18 protein-coding genes are annotated in these 22,161 nt (G+C 58.2%); 12 read left to right on the top strand and 6 right to left on the bottom strand.

What is annotated here, in order from left to right; translation table 11 throughout:
- Positions 1 to 38: 38 nt before the first annotated feature.
- The 3 genes from D3Z90_RS02170 to D3Z90_RS02160 form a co-directional block, all read right to left on the bottom strand.
- On the bottom strand, positions 39 to 1,163 hold the full coding sequence (locus tag D3Z90_RS02170) for an ABC transporter ATP-binding protein (RefSeq protein ID WP_136474224.1): 1,125 nt from the start codon (positions 1,161 to 1,163) through the stop codon (positions 39 to 41).
- A gap of 257 nt (positions 1,164 to 1,420) precedes the next feature.
- The gene (locus D3Z90_RS02165; RefSeq protein WP_136474223.1) at positions 1,421 to 2,050 is read right to left on the bottom strand and encodes a response regulator transcription factor; all 630 of its coding nucleotides are present in this window, start codon (positions 2,048 to 2,050) and stop codon (positions 1,421 to 1,423) included.
- Position 2,051: 1 nt separating this feature from the next.
- On the bottom strand, positions 2,052 to 4,451 hold the full coding sequence (locus D3Z90_RS02160; RefSeq protein ID WP_136474222.1) for a PAS domain S-box protein: 2,400 nt from the start codon (positions 4,449 to 4,451) through the stop codon (positions 2,052 to 2,054).
- 94 nt (positions 4,452 to 4,545) lie between these two features.
- On the opposite strand from D3Z90_RS02160, the gene D3Z90_RS02155 reads away from it, so the two are divergent.
- Positions 4,546 to 5,550 (top strand): alpha/beta hydrolase family protein, encoded by a 1,005-nt coding sequence (locus tag D3Z90_RS02155; protein ID WP_136474221.1) that lies wholly within the window; start codon positions 4,546 to 4,548, stop codon positions 5,548 to 5,550.
- Here D3Z90_RS02155 and D3Z90_RS02150 read toward each other — a convergent pair.
- From D3Z90_RS02150 to D3Z90_RS02140, 3 genes are read right to left on the bottom strand one after another with little or no spacing between them, the layout of a single operon-like run.
- Positions 5,547 to 6,311: a TerB family tellurite resistance protein gene (locus D3Z90_RS02150; protein ID WP_136474220.1), complete on the bottom strand. Its 765-nt coding sequence runs from the start codon at positions 6,309 to 6,311 to the stop codon at positions 5,547 to 5,549. The genes D3Z90_RS02155 and D3Z90_RS02150 overlap by 4 nt on opposite strands.
- Before the next feature lies 1 nt (position 6,312).
- Positions 6,313 to 6,984 carry an N-acetylmuramate alpha-1-phosphate uridylyltransferase MurU gene (gene murU / locus D3Z90_RS02145; RefSeq protein ID WP_136474219.1) on the bottom strand — a complete coding sequence of 224 codons (672 nt, stop codon included), beginning with the start codon at positions 6,982 to 6,984 and terminating at the stop codon, positions 6,313 to 6,315.
- A complete protein-coding gene (locus D3Z90_RS02140; RefSeq protein ID WP_136474218.1) occupies positions 6,981 to 8,006 on the bottom strand; it encodes an aminoglycoside phosphotransferase family protein in 1,026 nt (341 codons plus the stop codon). The genes murU and D3Z90_RS02140 overlap by 4 nt, the downstream gene beginning before the upstream one ends.
- 130 nt (positions 8,007 to 8,136) lie before the next feature.
- On the opposite strand from D3Z90_RS02140, the gene D3Z90_RS02135 reads away from it, so the two are divergent.
- The 11 genes from D3Z90_RS02135 to D3Z90_RS02085 all read left to right on the top strand — a co-directional run bounded on the left by D3Z90_RS02135 (position 8,137) and on the right by D3Z90_RS02085 (position 22,158).
- Positions 8,137 to 10,914, top strand: a complete 2,778-nt coding sequence (locus D3Z90_RS02135; protein ID WP_136474217.1) for an LPS-assembly protein LptD — start codon at positions 8,137 to 8,139, stop codon at positions 10,912 to 10,914.
- The gene (locus D3Z90_RS02130) at positions 10,895 to 12,211 is read left to right on the top strand and encodes a peptidylprolyl isomerase (RefSeq protein WP_136474216.1); all 1,317 of its coding nucleotides are present in this window, start codon (positions 10,895 to 10,897) and stop codon (positions 12,209 to 12,211) included. Before D3Z90_RS02135 ends, D3Z90_RS02130 begins: the two co-directional genes overlap by 20 nt.
- Entirely contained in the window at positions 12,208 to 13,197 is a 990-nt protein-coding gene (gene pdxA, locus D3Z90_RS02125; RefSeq protein ID WP_136474215.1) for a 4-hydroxythreonine-4-phosphate dehydrogenase PdxA, read from the top strand. Before D3Z90_RS02130 ends, pdxA begins: the two co-directional genes overlap by 4 nt.
- Complete coding sequence (gene rsmA, locus D3Z90_RS02120) at positions 13,194 to 13,997, top strand: 16S rRNA (adenine(1518)-N(6)/adenine(1519)-N(6))-dimethyltransferase RsmA (protein ID WP_136474214.1); 804 nt, start codon at positions 13,194 to 13,196, stop codon at positions 13,995 to 13,997. Before pdxA ends, rsmA begins: the two co-directional genes overlap by 4 nt.
- Before the next feature lie 107 nt (positions 13,998 to 14,104).
- Positions 14,105 to 14,485, top strand: coding sequence for a Co2+/Mg2+ efflux protein ApaG (apaG, locus tag D3Z90_RS02115; protein ID WP_136474213.1), 381 nt, complete (start codon positions 14,105 to 14,107; stop codon positions 14,483 to 14,485).
- The gene (locus D3Z90_RS02110) at positions 14,485 to 15,360 is read left to right on the top strand and encodes a symmetrical bis(5'-nucleosyl)-tetraphosphatase (protein WP_136474212.1); all 876 of its coding nucleotides are present in this window, start codon (positions 14,485 to 14,487) and stop codon (positions 15,358 to 15,360) included. The genes apaG and D3Z90_RS02110 overlap by 1 nt, the downstream gene beginning before the upstream one ends.
- 14 nt (positions 15,361 to 15,374) lie before the next feature.
- Entirely contained in the window at positions 15,375 to 15,704 is a 330-nt protein-coding gene (gene glpE, locus D3Z90_RS02105) for a thiosulfate sulfurtransferase GlpE (protein ID WP_136474211.1), read from the top strand.
- A gap of 282 nt (positions 15,705 to 15,986) precedes the next feature.
- Complete coding sequence (locus D3Z90_RS02100; RefSeq protein ID WP_136474210.1) at positions 15,987 to 17,909, top strand: PrkA family serine protein kinase; 1,923 nt, start codon at positions 15,987 to 15,989, stop codon at positions 17,907 to 17,909.
- A 135-nt stretch (positions 17,910 to 18,044) separates the two neighbouring features.
- Positions 18,045 to 19,316: a YeaH/YhbH family protein gene (locus tag D3Z90_RS02095; protein ID WP_136474209.1), complete on the top strand. Its 1,272-nt coding sequence runs from the start codon at positions 18,045 to 18,047 to the stop codon at positions 19,314 to 19,316.
- Entirely contained in the window at positions 19,313 to 20,875 is a 1,563-nt protein-coding gene (locus D3Z90_RS02090; RefSeq protein ID WP_136474208.1) for a SpoVR family protein, read from the top strand. The genes D3Z90_RS02095 and D3Z90_RS02090 overlap by 4 nt, the downstream gene beginning before the upstream one ends.
- Before the next feature lie 56 nt (positions 20,876 to 20,931).
- Positions 20,932 to 22,158 (top strand): multifunctional CCA addition/repair protein, encoded by a 1,227-nt coding sequence (locus tag D3Z90_RS02085; protein ID WP_136474207.1) that lies wholly within the window; start codon positions 20,932 to 20,934, stop codon positions 22,156 to 22,158.
- Positions 22,159 to 22,161 lie beyond the last annotated feature (3 nt).

The raw sequence follows: 22,161 nt of genomic DNA, 5'->3' as shown, positions 1-22,161 counted from the left end.
TTATTCTCTCCACAGTACAGGGTTGGTGAAGCAAACCTTCAATTGGCTTCCAGAATCGGATCAAGCGCGCGGGCGTGCTCCACTTCCCAGCCAAGCGGTACCACATCGCCCACGGCCAGGGCCGGGTCGAGTTCGGCAATAGGCTGTTTCACGAAGAAATCGGCCTTGCCGCACACTTCCAGACGGACCCGTACGTGGTCGCCCAGGTAGATGAATTCGGCGACCCGACCAGAGAATCGGTTAACACAGCTCTCGCTATGACCGTTCAGGCGTACACGCTCGGGGCGAATGGAAAGGGTGACGGGCTCACCGCTCTGACCGATGTTGACGGCCAGCGCTTCGACCTTCTCACCGCGAGGAAGCTGCACCAGACAACGCTCTCCGTCCTGACTGATCAGGCGGCCATTGATACGGTTGTTTTCACCGATGAAGTTGGCGACGAAGGTGTTCTTCGGCTCTTCATAAAGGGTGCGCGGGTCGGCGATCTGCTGAATCTCACCTTGATGGAAAACCGCTACACGGTCAGACATAGTCAGCGCTTCGCCCTGATCATGGGTCACATAGACCACAGTGACACCGAGGCGCTGGTGCAGGTGCTTGATCTCCATCTGCATGTGTTCACGCAGTTGCTTGTCGAGCGCACCGAGCGGTTCATCCATCAGCACCAATTGCGGTTCGAACACCAGTGCCCGGGCCAGGGCCACACGCTGTTGCTGGCCACCCGACAGTTGACCGGGGTAGCGTTTGGCGAAGGCATCAAGCTGAACCATGTTCAGCACGCGTTTGACGCGTTCGCTGATGTCGGTTTTGCTCAAGTTGCGCACACTCAACGGGAAGGCCAGGTTCTCGGCCACGGTCATGTGCGGAAACAATGCGTAGTTCTGGAACACCATGCCGATGTCACGCTTGTGCGGCGGCACATTGTTGATCGAGCGACCTGCCAGTTGGATTTCTCCGGCGGTGGGCGTTTCAAAACCTGCGAGCATCATCAGGCTGGTGGTCTTGCCGGAGCCGGAGGGGCCGAGCAAGGTGAGGAACTCGCCTTTGCGAATATCCAGATTGAGGTCTTTGACGATCAGCGATTCGCCGTCGTAGCTCTTCTGCACACCACGGAAGCTGACCAGCACTTCGCCGGCTGCAGCGCTCGAATTCACCTCACTCATACCTGTACCTTCTTGTTGGATGACTGCCGTGTTCACAGCCTAGTGAAGGGACCGACGGCCGCAAATCGGCACTGAGGAGAGATTTCCATCAGCAAGATGGAAGGGATGGGGTAGGGATTGCCCTACAAAGATGACGTTTTTGGATATGTGCCAGTGGCCTAAAAGCTATCGCGGGGCAGGTCCGCTCCCATGACAGCCGATCTGCAGGAACGGGCTTGCCCCACGATTCAGTAGACCCAGCGTCGCTTCTGGAACAATCAGAGCAGCTTATGCTCCATGGCGTACTTCACCAGCTCCGCCAGCGAGTTCACATTGAGCTTCTGCATCAGACGCGCCTTATGGGTGCTGATGGTCTTGTTGCTTAACGCCAGTTGCTGGGCGATGTCGTTGACATTAGCGCCCTGGGCCAGGCGCTCGAATACCGAGAACTCTCGCTCCGACAGCAGAGAGTGCAATGGCCGGGAGTCAGTCAATCCGACTTCGAAGACCATGCGGTCGGCCAAGTCCGGATCGATGTATCGCCCGCCCCCAGCGACCCGCCGAATCGCAGTCAGCAACAGCGCCGGGTCGCTGTCCTTGGTGGCGTAGCCTGCGGCACCCACCTTCAGCGCCCGCGCGGCCATCTGGGCTTCGTCGTGCATCGACAGCACCAGGATCGCTGGGGGATTGTTCAACGCACGTATACGCGGAATCGCCTCAAGGCCATTGACCCCCGGCATGGAAATATCCAGCAGCACGACTTCACAGTCGGTATGACGCAGGGTTTCCAGCAGTTGTTCACCGTTAGCGGCCTCCCCTGCTACCTGCATGTCCTTGGCCAGCCCAATCAGTTGCTTGATGCCTTCACGGACAATGGTGTGGTCTTCGGCAACCAGAACTCGAATCACATTACTGCTCCTGTTTCAGGGGAATTCCCACACTCAGGCTGGTGCCCTCGCCGGGTTCACTCTCAAGGATCATTTGCCCGCCCAGCATCAATACGCGCTCACGCATGCCCACCAAGCCGAAAGACGTCGGACGACTTTCGTCCGGGGCAAAACCAATGCCGTCGTCAATGACCGTCAAACGCAATATCTGACTGTCCAGGCTCAGGCTGATCTGCACAGTATGCGCTTGCGCGTGGCGCATGATGTTGGTCAGCGCCTCCTGCAAGATGCGAAACAGGCCAATGGCCTTGGCATCGCTCAACGCCGGCAAGTTTTCCGGCACCTGCACCAGACACGGTATCTGCGTACGCGCCTCGAACCGCCGCGCCTGCCACTCGATTGCCGACGCGATGCCGGCATCCAGAATCGGTGGGCGTAGCGCCGTGGCGACATCGCGAACCAATTGGAACAATTGAGCAATCAATCGCTTCATGCTGGACAGGCGCTCATTGAGACCAGGATCGAGATCGGCGTAGGCCAGCTCACACATGGACGTTTCCAACTTCAGCACTGTGAGCATCTGTCCCAATTCATCATGTACTTCTCGGGCAATTCGCGCTTTCTCCTCCTCACGTACACTTTCCATGTGCGCCGACAGTTCACGCAATTGCTCCTGGGAGCGGGCCAGTTGCAGTTCGATGCGTTTGCTGGGGGTGATGTCCCAGACCACGCCATCCCAGACCACACGGCCATCGCCCAGGCTTCGAGTACTGGCTTTGATATCGGCCCAGCGCTGCTCACCGTCGCGGGTCAAAATTCGTCCTTGCCAGGACCAGTCGCGATCGGTGGCCAGGGCCAGGTCCTGGACTTTGTGGTAGTCCGCGCGATCCTGCGGATGCACCAGGTTGCGCAACCCCATGTCCGGGTGCTGTAACTCAGCTGGGGTGTAACCAACCAACGCCTCGCTGCCTTCGCTGATATAAGGAAATTCCAAATCGCCCTCAGCGGGGTTACGTTCAAGCCGAAAAACCAGGCCCGGAACGTTGCCAGCTATACCTTTGAGCCTGGCCTCACTTTCGCGCAAGGCTGCCAGCGCCCGCCGACGCTCGGTGACATCGGTAAGAAACACCACCAGGTATTCGGCGTCGCGAAAGCGTAGAAAACTCAGCGATACGTCCACTGGCAGAACACTGCCATCAGCGCGCACGCATTGAGTTTCGAAGTGCTGAGCGACGTCGTTGCTGCTACGCGCGCCTTTCCACAGTTCAAGCCAGCGATCCATATGCAAACCGGGCTCGAAATCGATCAGAGGTCGGTCGACCACGGCACCCTCGCTGTAGCCGAGCATGCTTTCAGCTGCCCGGTTGGCGTAACGCACATGACTGTCCCAATTGACCCAAAGAATGCCTACAGTGCTCTGGTCGATGGAGAATTGGCTCAAGCGCAGCGCCTCTTCCCGCGCCCGGCGCTGGTTGATGGTTTCCCGTGCGGTCAGTAGGTTGTGTTCCAGCTGATGCAACTGGCGTCGCTGCCAAATCACAATAGCCATGCTGCTGAACAGCAAAGCGGCAAACAACAGGCTCAGGTTTTGCCAGAAACCCGGCGACTCACTCAGTCTTGGATACTTTGGCTCGAGCCAGCGTTGATGCAACTGCTCCAGGTCCTTGGCCGGAATGGCCTGCAGGCCGCGCTCAAGAATTTCCGCCAACAACGGCCAATCGCGCCGTGAAGCGACCCGCAAAAGTTGGGGCAAACCAATGTCACCGACAACCGCCAGGTCGCTGAACTCACTCTCGCGCGAGAGCCTGCTCAACTGCGCCTCATCGATCACTGCATAACGGGCTTGCTCGCTGAGCACCAGTTGCAGCGCCTCGCGTTCTTGGGGAACACCTTGCAAGTTGAGGTTCGAGTACGTGGCCCGCAGATAGTCAGCTATAGCGCCCGGCATACGTACCGCGACGCGTTCGTTGTCGGTGAGTTTTTCCAGATCAACTGCCACAGCGCCCGTTCGCGGCCCGACAATCAACTGCGGCACACGCATGTACGGATCACTGAACAACCACAAACGTAAACCAGCCGGTGTCTGGGTCAGGCCGGGGGCCAGATCGATCTCTCCGGCGCGCAATGCTTGCTCCAGGGCGGCTTGATCGGTGAAGTTGCGCCACGTCAGATCCAGCCCCAACGACTGCCCCAGCCAGTTCATCAGCTGCACATTGACCCCGTACAGTTGCTGGAGACGACGATCGAACTGAGCAAAAGGCGCCTGCAGCACCAAGCCTACCCGCAGACTTCGATGCTGCTCGAGCCACTGCTGCTGCGCAGGCTCGAGAACCACAGCAGGCGGCGTGACTGCAGGGGCAGCCCACGCGATCAAGGACCAGCAGAAACAGCCGATAAGCAACAGGCAGCGCACTGATTTCATCTAAACGCTCATCAAGCAATGGATGGCCACCGAACATGGCCGTCCCGGACAAATACTATTAGGCTGCCGGTATAACTCTGGCCTGGATCAATCCATGTTCGCACTTTATCGCACGACGCTACCGGCGTTTTGCCTTTCATTGATACTACCTTGTAGCGCACAAGCAGCCGCGGGCGAAACTCCGCAAGCATCGACCAATGAGCAGCCGCCGGTTGTCCAGCGCCAGCCATTGGCCGAGCGTAGCCAGGAAGATGCCCTGGCACTGGAACGACAAGTGCCCCGCGACGAGCAGCAAACGCTGCAAGCAGGCAGTGACAGTTTTCTCGCCTTGTGGAAACCCGCTAACACCAGCGAGCCGGAGGGCGCGTTGATTATCCTCGCCGGTGCTGGAGAGACTGCTGACTGGCCGAAAACTGTCGGCCCCTTGCGCCGCAAGTTTCCGGATGGTGGCTGGCACAGCCTGAGCTTGAGCCTGCCAGATCTTCTGGTCGACAGCCCGCAAGCCCGCGTCGAAACTGCGCCAGCACCGAGCCAGCCGGTGGCCCAGGGTCAAAGCGCGCCGGCCAAGGATACCCCTGACAACGCCAATGCCAGTGTCGAACAAGCGACAGCCGCAGAAGGGGAAACCAGCGAGAGCGCCACCCAGCCTGCAGCCTCCAACAGTGATGACAAAGCGGATGCTGAACGAATTTTCGCGCGTTTGGATGCAGCCGTTGCCTACGCCCAGCAACACAATGCGCGCAGTGTCGTGCTGCTTGGCAATGGCAGTGGAGCCTACTGGGCCGCGCGCTATATCAATGAACGGCAACCTGCGCAGATCCAGAAGCTGGTGATGGTCGCAGCGCAGACACCGGCGCGGGCCGAACTGAGCCTGGAGGTGCTGGCACCTTCACTGAAAGTGCCTACGGCAGACTTCTTCTATACAAATCAGGAACAGGCACGGCGGGCAGCAGCCCTGCGCTTGAAAGCCAGTAAACGCCTCAAGGACAACAACTATCACCAGGTTGGATTGACCGCCATGCCTGGCAATAACACGGCGGAGCAAGAGCAACTGTACCGTCGGATCCGAGGTTGGCTTAGCCCGGAAAAAACCGACTAAAAACCACGGCGCTGGCGGATGACCGCGTATGCCTGATGCAAATCACGTGTGCGATCGGTGGCTTCACGCACTTGGGACGGGCTGGCGCCGCTACCCACCAATTTGTCCGGGTGGTGGCGGCTGAGCAACCGGCGATAGGCCTGTTTGATCTGGCCTGGCTCCGTATGCTGCTCGACGCCCAGCAAGCGCAAGGCTTGCTGATAGCCGAGGCCTGCGTCGGACAAACCATGCCGCTGAGGTTCATACTCCAGGGCCAGCGCCTGGACTTTGGCCGCCGACCATCCCAGCTTCTGCCCCCAGTCGAGCAACAGCTCGCGTTCGTGGCGCCCTGCCCGGCCATCGGCCCAGGCCATACGCCAGCAAGCCCGCAGCATTCCTTCGGCAGCATGGGGCTGCTGCTTCAGGCGCACCAGGTAATTACTCAGGCGGTCGCTGCCATTCTTGCCACGGTTGAACGCGGCGATGGCCCGCCGACGCTCAGGCTCGCCCATCTCCAAGCGATACATCTCCTGCCGCGCTTGCTGGATGTGCCCCTCGCCCACGCGGCCATCGCTCTTGGCCAAACGACCAAGCAGAACGAATAGCACTTCGTCGTCACGTAATACCGGACGCCCACCCAAGCGCTCACGAACATGGGCCCAACTGTGCAACTGCATGCGGCGATCCATCGCCTGACCCAGCAGCGCCCCCAGCAATGCCCCAGGAATACTGGCAATGGCGAAGCCGGCTCCGGCACCAATCACTGTGCTCGGCCACAACATATTAGCGACGCCCTTTGATCAATTGCTCGACTTCGGCCAAGCGCTCCAGGGTGCCGACATCCACCCAACATCCTGAATAGTGCTCGCCAGTCACCCGGCCCGCGCGCATCGCATCGCGCAGCAACGGTGCCAACTTAAAGGCACCTGCCTCACAGCCATCGAACAAGGCCGGATCGATCACGGCAATGCCGCTGTAGGTCAAGGTGGCAGCGCCATCCGCCCCATCACTGACAAGTCCTTGCTGCAGGCAAAAATCACCTTGGCCATGGTGGCCGGGGTTGTCGACCAGTACTAGATGGGCAAGGCCGGCAGGTGTTTTCGGTAGCCTGGAGAAATCGTATTCAGTCCAGACATCGCCATTAACCAACACGAAAGGTTGCTTACCCAACAGGGGCAGCGCCTTGAAGATGCCACCCCCCGTCTCCAGCGGCTCACCCTCCGCCGAGTAGCTGATGCTCAACCCCCAGCCAGCGCCATTGCCCAGGTGAGCCTCAATCTGTGCCCCCAGCCAGGCATGATTGATCACCACTTCCTTGAAACCCGCTGCCGCCAGGCCACGCAAGTGGTACTCGATCAGCGGCACGCCGGCCACCGGCACCAAGGGTTTCGGCGTATGCAAGGTCAGCGGACGCATCCGTTCACCCTTTCCCGCCGCCAAAATCATTGCCTTCATGGACGTGCTCCTGCAGCGACCTGCAGACTTTCAATCAGCTCATCCAGCTCGGCCAGCTCTGGGCGGCGAGAGATGACTTCGTCTATATAGGCAAAGAAGCGCGGCACATCGCCCAGGTAGCGTGGCTTGCCATCACGGTGGCAGATTCGCGCAAAAATCCCGATGACTTTGAGGTGGCGCTGTACGCCCATCAAGTCGCTGGCACGATGGAAATCCTCGAAATCAGCCTGGACCGGGATGCCCTTGGCTTGGGCCCGTTGCCAGTAATCTTTGAGCCACCCCTGCACGCGCGCTTGCGGCCAGCTCAGGAAGGCGTCCTTGAACAGGCAAGTGATGTCATAGGTGACTGGGCCGTAAACGGCATCCTGAAAGTCCAGCACACCCGGATTGGGCACGCTTTGCATAAGATTGCGTGGCATATAGTCGCGATGCACCAGCACTTTCGGCTGGGCCAGTGCGCTGTCGATCAACACAGTGCTGATCCGCTGCCAGGCCGCCAGTTGTGCATCGGTGAACGCCACGCCCAATTCACGGCCCACGTACCACTCGGGAAACAACTCAAGCTCGCGACGCAACAGTGCCACATCGTAGCTTGGCAACGGTGCTTGCATCGGCAGTTGCTGAAATGCCAGCAACGCTTCGATGGCGGCATCGAACAAGCCATCGGCGTTATCCGCGTTGATTACATCCAGGTACGTCTGGGTGCCCAGATCGCTGAGCAAAAGAAAACCACGCTCAAGATCCTGCGCGTGAATAACCGGAACATTGACCTTGGCAGTGGCCAGCAAGTGATCGATATCGACAAAAGGACGGCAGTTTTCTTGAGGGGGCGGCGCATCCATCACCACAAAACTACGGCCATCAGCCTGCCAGCGAAAGTAGCGACGAAAGCTGGCATCGCTGCTGGCAGCGGTCAGGCTAGCGCTCGGAACAGTACCCCAGCCCTGTTTCTGAAACAGATTCGCCAGTTGTTCTTCGAGCCAGACAGTAAGGTGTTGCAGGCGTACATCATGATCAGGCATTACAAGGGTCTCCGACGGCCCTAGCCGTCAAGCGGGTCATGCTTTATTATCCAGCATCTTTTTCAGACCATCGAGAGGCGTGCGGCCCCACACGCGGGCAGATGGCACGCAGGAAGCCCGGACTAATAAGATGGCATTGAAATCCCCCGCGTTTCGTAAAAAATTCCCGTTGCTGGTCACCGGCGGTCTGCTGGCACTGCAACCTCTGGCAACCTCGTACGTGGTCGCTGCAGAGCAGTTCGACTGCCAAGTGTCCGCTGCCGGAGGCTGGGACTGCAAGCCCAAGACCAACGCTGCCACGCTGCCACCACGCCCGGTGCACCCTGGTGCAGCCGTCAGCGCGGCAGGTGAAGCCACCGGTGAGGCCGGCGAAGCTGCTGCTGAATCCGGCAAAGGCCAGATGCTCGTTACCGAGAGCAAGGGCCGTGGCCTCAAGTCCCGCAGTGAAGATTACAGCCACCTGGACTGGGTTCCGCGTGACCAACTGACGCCTGCGCAACTTGCCGAAACCGGCCCGTACTGTGCGGGGGCCTATATCGAGCCCACCCGTCCTGGCATGACTGACACCACGCCAAAGGACGAAGCACCGACCTTTATCGGCGCCAAGGTTTCCCGCTACCAGCAGGAGCAGCAGATCGCCACCCTCGCAGGTGACGTGGTCATGCGCCAGGGCAGCATGCAGGTCGAGGCCGACGAGGCCAACTTGTATCAAGCCGAAAACCGAGGCGAGCTGAGCGGTAACGTCAAGATCCGCGACAATGGATCACTGGTTGTGGGCGATCATGCCGACATTCAGCTCGACACCGGCGAAGCCAAGGTCGACAACGCCGAATACGTCATGCACAAGTCGCGTATTCGCGGTAACGCGCTTTACGCCAAGCGTGCCGAGAACGCCATCATCCGCCTCAAGGATGGTACCTACACCACCTGTGAGCCGAACAGCAACGCCTGGCAGCTCAAGGGCAACAACATCACCCTGAACCCGGCCACCGGCTTCGGTACCGCGACCAACGTCACACTGCGGGTCAAGGATATTCCGGTGTTCTACACACCTTATATCTACTTCCCGATCGACGACCGTCGCCAGTCCGGCTTCCTGCCGCCATCGTTCAGTACCAGCAGCGACACCGGCTTCATGCTGGTTACGCCGTACTACTTCAACCTGGCGCCAAACTACGACGCCACCTTGTATCCACGCTACATGGCCAAACGTGGCATGTTGATGGAAGGCGAGTTCCGCTACCTGACCAAGTCCAGTGAAGGTCAGTTTGGTGGGGCTTACCTTAATGACAAGAATGATGATCGTAAGCTGCAATCCGATTACGAGGATCAGCGCTGGATGGTCAACTGGCAGCACAAAGGCGGGCTGGATGAGCGCCTCATGGCTGAAGTTGACTACACCGACATCAGCGACCCGTATTACTTCCAGGATCTGGAGTCGGATCAGATTGGCGTAGAAAGCCAAGACTATGTCAATCAACAGGGTGCTCTGAACTACCGTGGTGATAACTACACCGCACGGCTGAATCTGCAGGGCTATAAACTGGCGACGATCAGCAAGATCACACCATACGACCGTCTGCCGCAGATCACCTTCAATGGCAAGCTGCCATATGAGCCGGGCGGGCTGAACTTCGCTTACAACACTGAGTTCGTGCGTTTCGACCGCGACCTGCGTAAAGGTGATTTCACCGACGAAGATGGCGTCTCCACCCCGTGGTACGACACCCGTGTGGCTGGTTTGGCGCGATCCAATGGTGACCGTATCAATCTGGCACCTTCGATCAGCCTGCCGATGAATGCTTCTTATGGCTACGTCAAACCGTCGCTGAAGTACGTCTACACGAACTATCAGTTGGACCTGGATCAACGAGGCAAACAGACACTTGCTCCCGATGAGCAATTCAGTAGCTCACAAGATCGCAGCGTGCCTGTATTCAGCGTTGATAGTGGGTTGTATTTCGACCGAAATACCCAATGGTTCGGTAAAAACTACCGCCAGACTCTTGAGCCGCGACTGTACTACCTGTACGTGCCTTACGAGGATCAGACAGATATTCCAGTTTTCGACACCGGCGAATCGACCTTCAGTTACTCGTCGCTGTTCCGCGACAATCGCTTCAGCGGCTCCGATCGAATCGGTGACGAAAACAAACTATCGCTGGGCGTGACCAACCGCTGGATCGAGGAGAACGGCTTCGAGCGTCAACGCCTTAGCGTCGGCCAAGCCCTGTACTTCAAGGATCGCAAGGTTCAGTTGCCACGAATCGATTACCGCACACGTGAAGACTCAAAATCCGATGTCTCCCCGTATGCCCTTGAATACCTGTACCGTTTCAACCGTGACTGGCGCCTCAACGCTGACTTTAACTGGGACCCAGACAGCCGTAGCACTCGCTCCGGCAGCACCATGTTCCACTATCAGCCAGAAGACAACGTCAACAAAATCGTTAACCTTGGCTATCGCTATCGTAACGACATGGTCCGCTACGACCAGAGCACCGGTCGTTGGCAGGTTGGCGGTGGCGACTACGGCACCCCTGGTAGCCCGAACTACATCAAGGACTACTACAAGATCCAGCAGCATGACTTCTCTGTCATGTGGCCGATTGTCCCGCAGTGGACCGCGATCGCACGCTGGCAGCATGACTACAACCGCAACCGCACCCTGGAAGCCATGGGTGGTTTTGAATATGACAACTGCTGCTGGAAACTGCGCCTGATCAATCGCTATTGGATCGATTACGACGAATTCAGCCAGGACGCACCATCCAACGAAAAAGGCGACCATGGCGTCTTCCTACAGATCGTGCTGAAAGGCCTCGGTGGTGTAGTTGGCAGCAAGGTCGATTCTTTCCTCGACGAAGGCATTCAAGGTTATCGTACACGTGAAGACCAAGCTTACTGATTGTCTGCGCCCGCTATTGCTGGGCGCTGTATTGCTGAGCAGCACGGCGCATGCCGCCGTGCAACCTCTGGATAGCGTTGTGGCCATCGTCGATAACGATGTGGTCATGAAAAGCCAGCTGGACCAGCGCGTGCGCGAAGTCGAGCAGACCATCGCCAAGCGCGGTGGCTCTGCCCCGCCTCCCGGCGTGCTCGACCAGCAGGTGCTTGAGCGCCTGATCGTCGAGAATCTGCAACTGCAGATCGGCGATCGCTCAGGTATTCGCATCACCGACGAGGAGCTCAACCAGGCCATTGGCACCATTGCCCAACGCAACGGTATGAGTATTGAACAGTTCCGCTCGGCCCTGGCGCGTGACGGTCTGTCCTATGACGATGCCCGCGAACAGGTTCGTCGCGAGATGATCATCAGCCGCGTGCGTCAGCGCCGAGTCGCTGAGCGCATTCAGGTCTCGGAGCAGGAAGTGAAGAACTTCCTCGCCTCGGACATGGGCAAGATGCAACTGTCCGAAGAGTACCGCCTGGCCAACATCCTTATCCCGACCCCGGAGCGCGCCGATTCGGCCGCAATCCAGGCCGCGGCCAAGCAAGCCGGTGAGGTTTACCAGCAGCTCAAACAAGGCGCCGACTTTGCCCAACTGGCGATCGCCCGCTCGGCAAGCGAAACCGCGCTGGAAGGTGGCGAGATGGGCTGGCGTAAAGCGGCTCAATTGCCTCCTCCGTTCGACCGCCTGCTCAGCTCCATGTCGGCTGGCGAAGTGACCGAGCCGGTTCGCACCCCAGGCGGCTTCATCATTCTCAAGCTGCAGGAAAAACGTGGCGGCCAGAGCATGGTGCGTGACGAGGTGCATGTCCGCCATATTCTGATCAAGCCAAGCGAAATTCGCAGTGAAGCGGCTACCAAGGAACTGGCAGACAAGCTCTATGAGCGCATCCAGAACGGCGAAGACTTTGCTCAGTTGGCCAAAAGCTACTCCGAGGACCCAGGTTCGGCCCTTAACGGTGGCGATCTGAACTGGATCGATCCGAACGCCCTGGTCCCGGAATTCCGCGAAGAAATGGCCAGCGCCCAACAAGGCCAGGTCACCAAGCCATTCAAGACACAATACGGCTGGCACGTTCTTGAAGTCCTTGGCCGCCGCGCCACGGACAGCACCGAGCAAGCGCGTGAGCAACAGGCAATGAACGTACTGCGCAACCGCAAGTACGATGAAGAGCTGCAGACCTGGCTGCGTCAGATCCGTGACGAAGCCTACGTCGAAATCAAGCTTCCTGGCGTCGACCAGGGCGCACAGTGAGCGCCCAGCGCTTTGCTCTCACCCCCGGCGAGCCAGCCGGCATAGGTCCAGACCTGTGCCTGCTGCTCGCCACGCAAGCCCAGCCTCACCCCCTGATTGCCATTACCAGTTGTGACCTGCTCGCTGAGCGGGCCACGCAACTGGGTGTGGCCATCAACCTGGTGCCGGTGCTACCCGAACGCTTTCCCGACCAGCCTGCCCCAGCCGGTAGCCTGTATGTATGGGACACGCCGCTGCAGCAGCCGGTAATGGCTGGCCAGTTGAATGAAGCTAACGCTGCTTTCGTGCTGGAGACCCTGACGCGAGCAGGACAAGGCTGCCTGGACGGACACTTTTCCGGGATGATCACCGCACCTGTGCATAAGGGCGTGATCAACGAGAGTGGTATCGCCTTCTCCGGCCATACTGAATTTCTTGCCGACCTGACCCATACCGCCCAGGTGGTCATGATGCTTGCCACGCGCGGCCTTCGCGTAGCGCTGGTGACGACTCACCTGCCTTTGCGTGAGGTAGCCGACGCCATCACGCCGGAACGCCTGGAGCGCGTCACGCGAATACTGCATGCCGATCTGCAACAAAAATTCGGCATCGCCAACCCGCGCATCCTGGTGTGCGGCCTCAATCCGCATGCCGGTGAAGGTGGCCATTTGGGCCATGAAGAAATCGACATCATCGAACCCACATTGGCACGCTTGCGCAACGAAGGCATGGACCTACGCGGCCCACTGCCTGCCGATACCCTGTTTACCCCAAAATATCTGGAGCACTGCGACGCGGTGCTGGCGATGTACCACGACCAAGGCCTGCCCGTGCTCAAGTACAAAGGCTTTGGCGCCGCAGTCAACGTGACCCTGGGCCTGCCGATCATCCGTACATCGGTCGATCACGGCACCGCCCTGGATCTGGCCGGCAGCGGCAAGATCGACACCGGCAGCCTTCAAGTCGCCCTGGAAACCGCCTACCAGATGGCCGAGACCCGAATATGAGTGAGCAATACCAACACCGGGCGCGCAAGCGCTTTGGCCAGAACTTCCTTCACGACGCTGGCGTCATCGACCGCATATTGCGCTCGATTCATGCCAAGGCGGGTGAGCGCATGCTGGAAATCGGCCCGGGCCAAGGCGCCCTGACCGAAGGCCTGCTCAATAGCGGCGCCCAGCTTGACGTGGTCGAACTGGACAAGGACCTGGTGCCGATCCTCAATCAGCAATTTGCGGGTCGTGAAAACTTCAACCTGCACCAGGGTGACGCCCTGAAGTTCGACTTCACCACCCTGGGCGCTGCGCCAAACAGCCTGCGCGTGGTTGGCAACCTGCCATACAACATCTCCACACCGCTGATTTTCCATCTGCTGTCCAACGCCGAGCTGATCCGCGACATGCATTTCATGTTGCAGAAGGAAGTAGTCGAGCGCCTGGCTGCCGGCCCTGGCGGCGGCGATTGGGGCCGTCTGTCGATCATGGTTCAGTATCACTGCCGGGTCGAACACCTGTTCAACGTCGGCCCTGGCGCATTCAATCCGCCACCGAAAGTCGACTCGGCAATCGTTCGTCTGGTTCCACACCAGACCTTGCCGTTCCCGGCCAAGGACCACCGACTGCTTGAGCGCATCGTTCGCGAAGCCTTCAATCAACGCCGCAAAACCTTGCGCAACACGCTCAAGGCCCTGCTCAGCAGCGAAGCTATCGAAGCCGCAGGCGTCGATGGCAGCTTGCGCCCCGAGCAGCTGGACCTTGCCGCTTTTGTCCGCCTCGCCGACAAACTGGCCGAGCAGCAAGGCGCCTGACAAGCGCTGCAATGGCCAGTCATGCCTGCATGACTGGCCGGCAACCCCGCCAATAGCCTAGACTGGACGCCATTGCCGTATTAGCGTCTGTTTCCAAGGCCCCTTGCATGTCAGATCCCCGCTACCAGATCGACGTCAGCGTCGTCACCCGCTTTCTCAAAGAACAATCCGATCCAGAGATCGACCGTTTCGCCTTTGCCTACACCATCACCGTGCACAACAACGGATCCATTCCAGCCAAATTAATGTCACGTCACTGGCTAATCACCAATGGCGATGGCCAGGTTGAAGAAGTAAAGGGCGCCGGCGTGATAGGCCAGCAACCACGGATCGAACCGGGCAACAAGCATACCTACAGCAGTGGCGCGGTCATCAGCACCCAGGTGGGTACCATGCAAGGCACTTATCAAATGCTGGCCGACGACGGCAAGCGCTTTGATGCCACCATCGCCCCCTTCCGCCTGGCCGTTCCTGGGGCTCTGCATTAATGGCTGTCTATGCAGTCGGCGACTTGCAGGGGTGCCTGCAGCCGCTGAAATGCCTCCTTGAGCGCGTCAACTTCAACCCGGCAGTCGACCGCCTGTGGCTAGTAGGCGATCTGGTCAACCGCGGCCCGGAGTCCCTGGAAACCCTGCGTTTCTTGTATTCGATACGTGATTCGCTGGTCTGCGTCCTTGGCAACCACGACCTGCACCTGCTGGCAGCGTGGCATAACATTGAGCGCCTGAAGAAGAACGACACCCTGCGCGAGATTCTCCAGGCGCCAGACGCTGGCGAACTCCTGGAATGGCTGCGGCAGCAAAAGCTGCTGCACTATGATGAACAACGTGGTGTGGTGCTGGTGCATGCAGGCATTCCCCCGCAATGGACATTGGGTAAAGCCCTGGAGCATGCCAGCGAAGTAGAAGAAGCCCTGCGCGATGACAATCGCCTCAAGCTTTATCTCGATGGCATGTACGGCAACGAGCCGAACAAGTGGAGCAAGAACCTCAGCGGCGTAACTCGCCTGCGGGTGATCACCAACTACTTCACTCGCATGCGCTTCTGCACCAGCGAGGGCAAACTCGATCTCAAAGGCAAGGAAGGCGCAGACACTGCACCGCCTGGCTACAAGCCCTGGTTCGCCCATAAGGGCCGTCGCTCACGCCATGTGAAAATCATCTTCGGCCACTGGGCCGCCCTCGAAGGCCGCTGCAACGAGCCTGGTGTCATTGCCCTGGACACGGGATGTGTATGGGGCGGTGCCATGACGCTGTACAACGTCGACAGTGGCGAACTGCATCGTTGTGAATGCACCGACGAAGGCACTCCCAAGCCACAGCCAAGCTCCACACCACCGACTAAACTGAACGACCAGACCTGAAGGAAAGCCGCCCCATGAGCGAATTCAAACGCATCCCTCCCGAGCAGGCCCAAGCGCTGCGTGAGCAAGGTGCGGTCGTGGTCGATATTCGCGACCCGCAAACCTATGCCCTCGGTCATATCACCGGGTCCACTCATCTGGACAACCATTCGGTAGCCGAATTCATCCGCGGCGCCGACCTCGATGCGCCAACCGTGGTCGTCTGCTACCACGGCAACTCAAGTCAAAGCGCCGCGGCATATCTGGTCAGCCAGGGTTTTTCCGACGTTTATAGTCTCGATGGCGGATTCGAGCTATGGCGTGGCACCTATCCAGCTGAAACGGCTCAGGGCGGCACCGAGTAATTTTTTTTCTTCTCCTGCAGCCCGCGCCCCGCGCGGGCTCGCGCCGTACCTGACGAACGGTCACCTGCAACAATTCATCCAACCGCCCTTGACCTCGCCGAGAACCAACTATCCTTAAGCCCAGGCCATCCAAAAAGGGGAGAGCCGGTACACCGGCGTGCGGGTCATCGGTAGCGATTCACAGGTGTTCTGGGGGGTATACAGCAATCGGTAGTGCCGATTGCATGCCAGCATCAGCTGACTGATCCGGCGTCGGCTCCACGTATCGAGCGAGGTGACGTCATGAGTATTTTTAGCCACTTCCAGCAACGTTTCGAGTCCACCCGTCAGGAAGAACTTTCGCTGCAAGAGTATCTGGAGCTCTGCAAAAGCGATCGCAGTGCTTACGCGTCGGCGGCCGAACGCCTGTTGATGGCCATCGGTGAGCCGGAACTGGTCGACACCTCGAGTAACTCAAGGCTGTCGCGCATCTTCTCCAACAAAGTAATCCGTCGCTATCCAGCCTTTGAAGATTTTCATGGCATGGAAGAGTGCATCGATCAGATCGTCTCCTACTTCCGCCATGCTGCCCAGGGACTGGAAGAAAAGAAGCAGATTCTCTATCTGCTCGGACCGGTGGGTGGCGGTAAGTCCTCGCTGGCAGAGAAGCTCAAGCAACTGATGGAGAAAGTGCCCTTCTATGCAATCAAGGGCTCTCCTGTCTTCGAGTCGCCTCTGGGACTGTTCAACGCCACAGAAGATGGTGCGATCCTGGAAGAAGACTTTGGCATTCCACGGCGTTATCTGAACACCATTATGTCGCCTTGGGCGACCAAGCGATTGGCCGAATTCGGGGGCGATATCAGCCAATTCAAGGTGGTCAAGCTGCACCCATCGATTCTCAACCAGATCGCCATAGCCAAAACCGAGCCGGGTGACGAGAACAACCAGGATATTTCCGCCCTGGTGGGTAAAGTCGATATCCGTAAACTCGAGGAATATCCGCAGAACGACGCCGACGCCTACAGCTACTCAGGTGCGCTTTGCCGGGCCAACCAGGGTTTGATGGAATTCGTCGAGATGTTCAAGGCGCCCATCAAGGTTCTGCACCCGTTGCTCACCGCCACCCAGGAAGGTAACTACAACAGCACCGAAGGCTTGGGCTCGATCCCCTACTCCGGGATTCTGTTGGCCCACTCCAACGAATCGGAATGGCATAGTTTCCGCAACAACAAGAACAACGAAGCGTTCATCGACCGGATCTACATCGTCAAAGTCCCGTACTGCCTGAGGGTCAGCGACGAGATCAAGATCTACGACAAACTGCTGTTCAACAGTTCCCTGGCCAAGGCTCATTGCGCCCCGGACACCTTGAAAATGCTCGCCCAGTTCACCGTGCTTTCGCGCCTGAAAGAGCCGGAAAACTCGAACATTTACTCGAAAATGCGCGTTTACGACGGCGAAAACCTCAAGGATACCGACCCCAAGGCCAAGTCGATTCAGGAATACCGTGACTCCGCAGGTGTCGACGAGGGCATGAATGGCCTTTCGACTCGATTTGCCTTCAAGATCCTGTCGAAAGTCTTCAACTTCGATCCGCACGAAATTGCCGCCAACCCGGTGCATTTGCTGTATGTGCTTGAACAGCAGATCGAACAGGAGCAGTTCCCGGCCGAGGTGCGTGAACGCTATCTGCGTTACCTGAAAGAATACCTGGCGCCGCGCTACATCGAGTTCATTGGCAAGGAAATCCAGACTGCCTACCTTGAATCCTACAGCGAATACGGCCAGAACATTTTCGACCGCTACGTGCTGTACGCCGATTTCTGGATTCAGGATCAGGAATACCGCGATCCGGAGACTGGCGAAATCCTCAACCGCATCGCCCTCAACGAAGAACTGGAGAAGATCGAGAAGCCGGCAGGTATCAGCAATCCGAAGGACTTCCGCAACGAGATCGTCAACTTCGTGTTGCGTGCTCGCGCCAACAACAACGGCAAGAACCCAACCTGGCTCAGCTATGAAAAACTGCGGGTAGTGATCGAGAAGAAAATGTTCTCCAACACCGAGGATCTGCTACCGGTCATCAGTTTCAACGCCAAGGCGAGCAAAGAGGACCAACAGAAACACAACGACTTTGTTACCCGAATGGTGGAACGCGGTTACACAGACAAGCAAGTTCGGCTGCTATCGGAATGGTACCTGCGGGTCAGGAAATCCCAATAAGCGGCAAGCTGCACGCTGTCAGCTGCAAGTCCGGCGCATACATCCGCTATGCGCCTGGCTGGCGGCGGCAGCGATGCCCTTTCTTGCCACTTGAAGTTTGCAGCTTGCAGCTACCGCCTACTCCCGGAGGGGCCTATGAGCTATGTAATCGACCGACGCCTGAACGGCAAGAACAAGAGCACGGTCAACCGCCAGCGTTTTCTACGGCGTTACCGTGACCACATCAAAAAAGCCGTAGAGGAAGCCGTAAGTCGCCGCTCCATCACTGACATGGAGCATGGTGAGCAAATCAGTATTCCAGGCCGCGATATCGACGAGCCGGTGCTTCATCATGGTCGGGGTGGCAAACAGACCGTGGTGCATCCTGGCAACAAGGAGTTCACCGCCGGTGAGCACATCGCCCGACCTCAAGGTGGCGGCGGTGGCGGTGGTCGCGGCAAGGCAGGCAACTCTGGCGAAGGGATGGATGAGTTCGTCTTCCAGATCACCCAGGAGGAGTTCCTCGAATTCATGTTCGAGGATCTGGAGCTGCCCAACCTGGTAAAGCGTCACCTGACCGGGACCGACACCTTCAAAACCGTGCGCGCGGGGATCAGTAACGAAGGCAATCCCTCACGCATCAACATCATTCGCACTTTGCGCTCAGCTCACGCGCGTCGCATCGCCCTCTCCGGCAGCAGCCGCGCAAAGTTGCGCCTGGCTCAGGAGGAACTGGCGCGCCTAAAGCGGGAAGAACCAGACAACTTCGGCGATATTCAGGAAACCGAAGCCGAAATTGAACGGTTGAGTGCACGCATTCACCGCGTGCCCTTCCTGGATACTTTCGACCTCAAATACAACTTGCTGGTCAAACAACCCAACCCTAGCTCCAAAGCGGTGATGTTCTGCTTGATGGACGTTTCCGGGTCGATGACCCAAGCCACCAAAGACATTGCCAAGCGCTTTTTCATCCTTCTGTATCTGTTCCTCAAGCGCAATTACGACAAGATCGAAGTGGTGTTCATTCGCCACCACACCAGTGCTCGCGAAGTCGACGAAGAGGAGTTTTTCTATTCTCGGGAAACCGGCGGCACCATCGTTTCCAGCGCGCTGAAATTGATGCAAGAGGTCATGAGCGAACGTTATCCGGCCAATGAATGGAACATCTATGCGGCCCAAGCCTCGGATGGTGACAACTGGAATGATGACTCGCCGATCTGCCGCGAGATTCTGACCAAGCAGATCATGCCGTTCGTCCAGTACTACACTTACGTTGAGATCACTCCACGCGAGCATCAAGCACTGTGGTTCGAATATGAACGTATCGGCGAAGCCTTTGCCGACACGTTCGCCCAGCAACAACTGGTATCGGCCGGTGATATTTATCCGGTCTTCCGTGAACTCTTCCAGCGCAGGTTAGTGACATGACCGCTAGAGAGCAGAAGCGCCAACCGCTATCCACCGGGTCCGAATGGACATTCGAACTGATCCAGGCCTACGACCGGGAAATCAGCCGCCTGGCCGAGCGCTATGCCCTGGACACTTACCCTAACCAAATCGAAGTGATAACGGCTGAACAGATGATGGACGCCTATGCGTCTGTCGGCATGCCACTTGGCTATCACCATTGGTCATACGGTAAACACTTCCTCAGCACAGAGAAGTCGTACAGCCGAGGCCAGATGGGGCTGGCCTACGAGATCGTGATCAACTCCGACCCCTGCATCGCTTACCTGATGGAGGAAAACACCATCTGCATGCAGGCACTGGTGGTAGCTCACGCCTGCTACGGCCACAACAGTTTCTTCAAGGGCAATTATCTGTTCCGCACCTGGACGGATGCCAGTTCGATCATCGACTACCTGGTGTTCGCCAAGCAGTACATCACCCAATGCGAAGAACGCCACGGAATCGACGCGGTAGAGGATCTGCTCGACTCCTGTCACGCCCTGATGAATTACGGTGTAGACCGCTACAAGCGACCCTACCCGATTTCTGCCGAAGAGGAACGGCGTCGGCAAAAAGAGCGTGAAGAGCATCTGCAAAAACAGATCAATGACCTGTGGCGAACCATCCCCAAAAGCGCAGACAAGAACAGCGACCGCGATAACGCCCGCTTCCCGGCCGAACCCCAGGAGAACATTCTCTACTTCATCGAGAAACATGCCCCGCTACTGGAACCCTGGCAGCGCGAGATCGTACGCATCGTGCGTAAGATCGCTCAGTATTTTTATCCGCAACGCCAGACCCAGGTAATGAACGAGGGCTGGGCGACGTTCTGGCACTACACCCTGATGAATGACCTGTACGACGAAGGCTTGGTCACCGAAGGCTTCATGATGGAGTTCCTGCAATCGCACACCAGCGTAGTGTTCCAACCCGGCTTCGACAGCCCCTACTACAGCGGCATCAACCCCTACGCCTTGGGCTTCGCCATGTACCGGGACATCCGACGCATGTGTGAGAACCCTACCGAGGAAGACCGTCGCTGGTTCCCTGATATCGCTGGCAGTGACTGGTTGTCGTCCATCAAATTCGCCATGAGCAGCTTCAAGGACGAGAGCTTCATCCTGCAGTACCTTTCTCCAACAGTGATCCGCGACCTCAAGCTGTTCAGCATTCTCGATGATGATCAGCGCGATGACCTGCTGGTGCCAGCCATTCATGACGAAAGCGGCTATCGGATCATCCGAGAAACGCTCGCTGCCCAATACAACCTTGGCAACCGTGAGCCCAACGTGCAGATCTGGAGCATCGACCGTCGCGGTGATCGCTCCCTGACCCTGCGTCACCAACAACACGACCGCAAACCACTAGGCGACTCGACCGAGGAGGTTCTCAAGCACCTGCACCGCCTGTGGGGCTTTGATATCCATCTGGAGACCCTGCAGGGTGACCAGATCATGAAAACTCACCATGTGCCGCCCAGAGGCGAGCATAGTGAAGCAGAGTACGGGCGCCTGGACCTGGCGGTCGTGCATCTGTAGACGCATCCTCCGTTGCGGCCAGACAGGTTATTCTGTGGCATCAACGGAGGATTTTCATGCAGATCTACAAAGTCGGCGGCGCCGTACGTGACCGCTTGCTCGGCCAACCGGTCAGTGATATCGACTGGGTCGTGGTAGGCGCGAGCGCTGAGCAAATGCAGGCGTTGGGCTATCGACCTGTGGGTACCGACTTCCCGGTGTTCATCCATCCCAAAAGCGGCGAAGAGTACGCTTTGGCGCGTACCGAACGTAAAAGTGGGCGCGGTTACGGTGGCTTCACTTTCCACGCAAGCCCTGAAGTAACGCTCGAAGAAGACCTGACCCGACGCGACCTGACGATCAACGCCATGGCCGAAGATGAACAGGGAAACATTTGCGATCCCTATAACGGCCAAAAAGATCTTGAAGCTCGAATTTTACGCCATGTATCACCGGCATTCGCCGAAGATCCCCTGCGCGTCCTGCGTGTCGCACGGTTTGCCGCACGCTACGCTGGACTGGGCTTCAAGGTAGCCGCGCAAACCAACGATTTGATGCGTCAACTCAGTGAGTCCGGCGAACTTCAGGCGCTTACCGCCGAACGCAGCTGGAAGGAAATTGCCCGCGCACTGATGGAAGACCAACCGCAGGTTTTCATCCAGGTTCTGCGCGATTGCGCTGCGCTAAAAGAATTGATTCCAGAGCTGGACGCATTGTTTGGCGTACCTCAGCCACCCGCCCATCACCCCGAAATCGACTGCGGCATACACACCCTGGCTGTTCTCGAGCAAGCGGCACGGCACAAGCAGCCGCTGAGCGTGCGCTGGGCCTGCCTGCTCCACGATCTGGGCAAGGGGCTTACCCCTGAGGAAGAATGGCCCAGGCACATCGCTCACGAGCACCGCGGGCTCAAACTCATCAAGGCGGTAAACCAGCGCTTCAAAGTGCCACGCGATTGCCAGGAACTGGCATTGCTGGTCGGCGAATTCCACACCCATTGCCACCGTGCCCTGGAACTCAAGGCATCGACCCTGCTGGGTTTACTGCAAAGCTTTGACGTTTACCGACGGCCGCAGCGTTTTGAGGAGTTCATTGCAGCCTGCGAGATGGATGCACGAGGACGCAAAGGGCTGGAGCAGCGCGAATATCCACAGGCTGACTACCTGCGTGGCGCCGCAGCGGCCGCGCGGGCGGTGCAAGTGCAGCCTCTGGTACAGAAAGGTCTCACCGGACAAGCGCTGGGAGAGGCGTTGAAGGGTGAGCGACTGAAAGCCTTGAAAGCTTACGTCAGCGTTGAACCTTGATCG

The organism is Pseudomonas sp. DG56-2, assembly GCF_004803755.1.
Lineage (GTDB): Bacteria > Pseudomonadota > Gammaproteobacteria > Pseudomonadales > Pseudomonadaceae > Aquipseudomonas > Aquipseudomonas auratipiscis.
This window is presented reverse-complemented; position numbering and strand designations above follow the sequence as displayed.

Coding starts and splice junctions, on each gene's coding strand:
- D3Z90_RS02170 (WP_136474224.1), bottom strand. CDS start 1,163: ATGAGTGAGGTGAATTCGAGCGCTGCAGCCGGCGAAGTGCTGGTCAGC.
- D3Z90_RS02160 (WP_136474222.1), bottom strand. CDS start 4,451: ATGAAATCAGTGCGCTGCCTGTTGCTTATCGGCTGTTTCTGCTGGTCC.
- D3Z90_RS02155 (WP_136474221.1), top strand. CDS start 4,546: ATGTTCGCACTTTATCGCACGACGCTACCGGCGTTTTGCCTTTCATTG.
- D3Z90_RS02150 (WP_136474220.1), bottom strand. CDS start 6,311: ATGTTGTGGCCGAGCACAGTGATTGGTGCCGGAGCCGGCTTCGCCATT.
- murU (WP_136474219.1), bottom strand. CDS start 6,984: ATGAAGGCAATGATTTTGGCGGCGGGAAAGGGTGAACGGATGCGTCCG.
- D3Z90_RS02140 (WP_136474218.1), bottom strand. CDS start 8,006: ATGCCTGATCATGATGTACGCCTGCAACACCTTACTGTCTGGCTCGAA.
- D3Z90_RS02135 (WP_136474217.1), top strand. CDS start 8,137: ATGGCATTGAAATCCCCCGCGTTTCGTAAAAAATTCCCGTTGCTGGTC.
- rsmA (WP_136474214.1), top strand. CDS start 13,194: ATGAGTGAGCAATACCAACACCGGGCGCGCAAGCGCTTTGGCCAGAAC.
- apaG (WP_136474213.1), top strand. CDS start 14,105: ATGTCAGATCCCCGCTACCAGATCGACGTCAGCGTCGTCACCCGCTTT.
- D3Z90_RS02110 (WP_136474212.1), top strand. CDS start 14,485: ATGGCTGTCTATGCAGTCGGCGACTTGCAGGGGTGCCTGCAGCCGCTG.
- glpE (WP_136474211.1), top strand. CDS start 15,375: ATGAGCGAATTCAAACGCATCCCTCCCGAGCAGGCCCAAGCGCTGCGT.
- D3Z90_RS02100 (WP_136474210.1), top strand. CDS start 15,987: ATGAGTATTTTTAGCCACTTCCAGCAACGTTTCGAGTCCACCCGTCAG.
- D3Z90_RS02095 (WP_136474209.1), top strand. CDS start 18,045: ATGAGCTATGTAATCGACCGACGCCTGAACGGCAAGAACAAGAGCACG.
- D3Z90_RS02090 (WP_136474208.1), top strand. CDS start 19,313: ATGACCGCTAGAGAGCAGAAGCGCCAACCGCTATCCACCGGGTCCGAA.
- D3Z90_RS02085 (WP_136474207.1), top strand. CDS start 20,932: ATGCAGATCTACAAAGTCGGCGGCGCCGTACGTGACCGCTTGCTCGGC.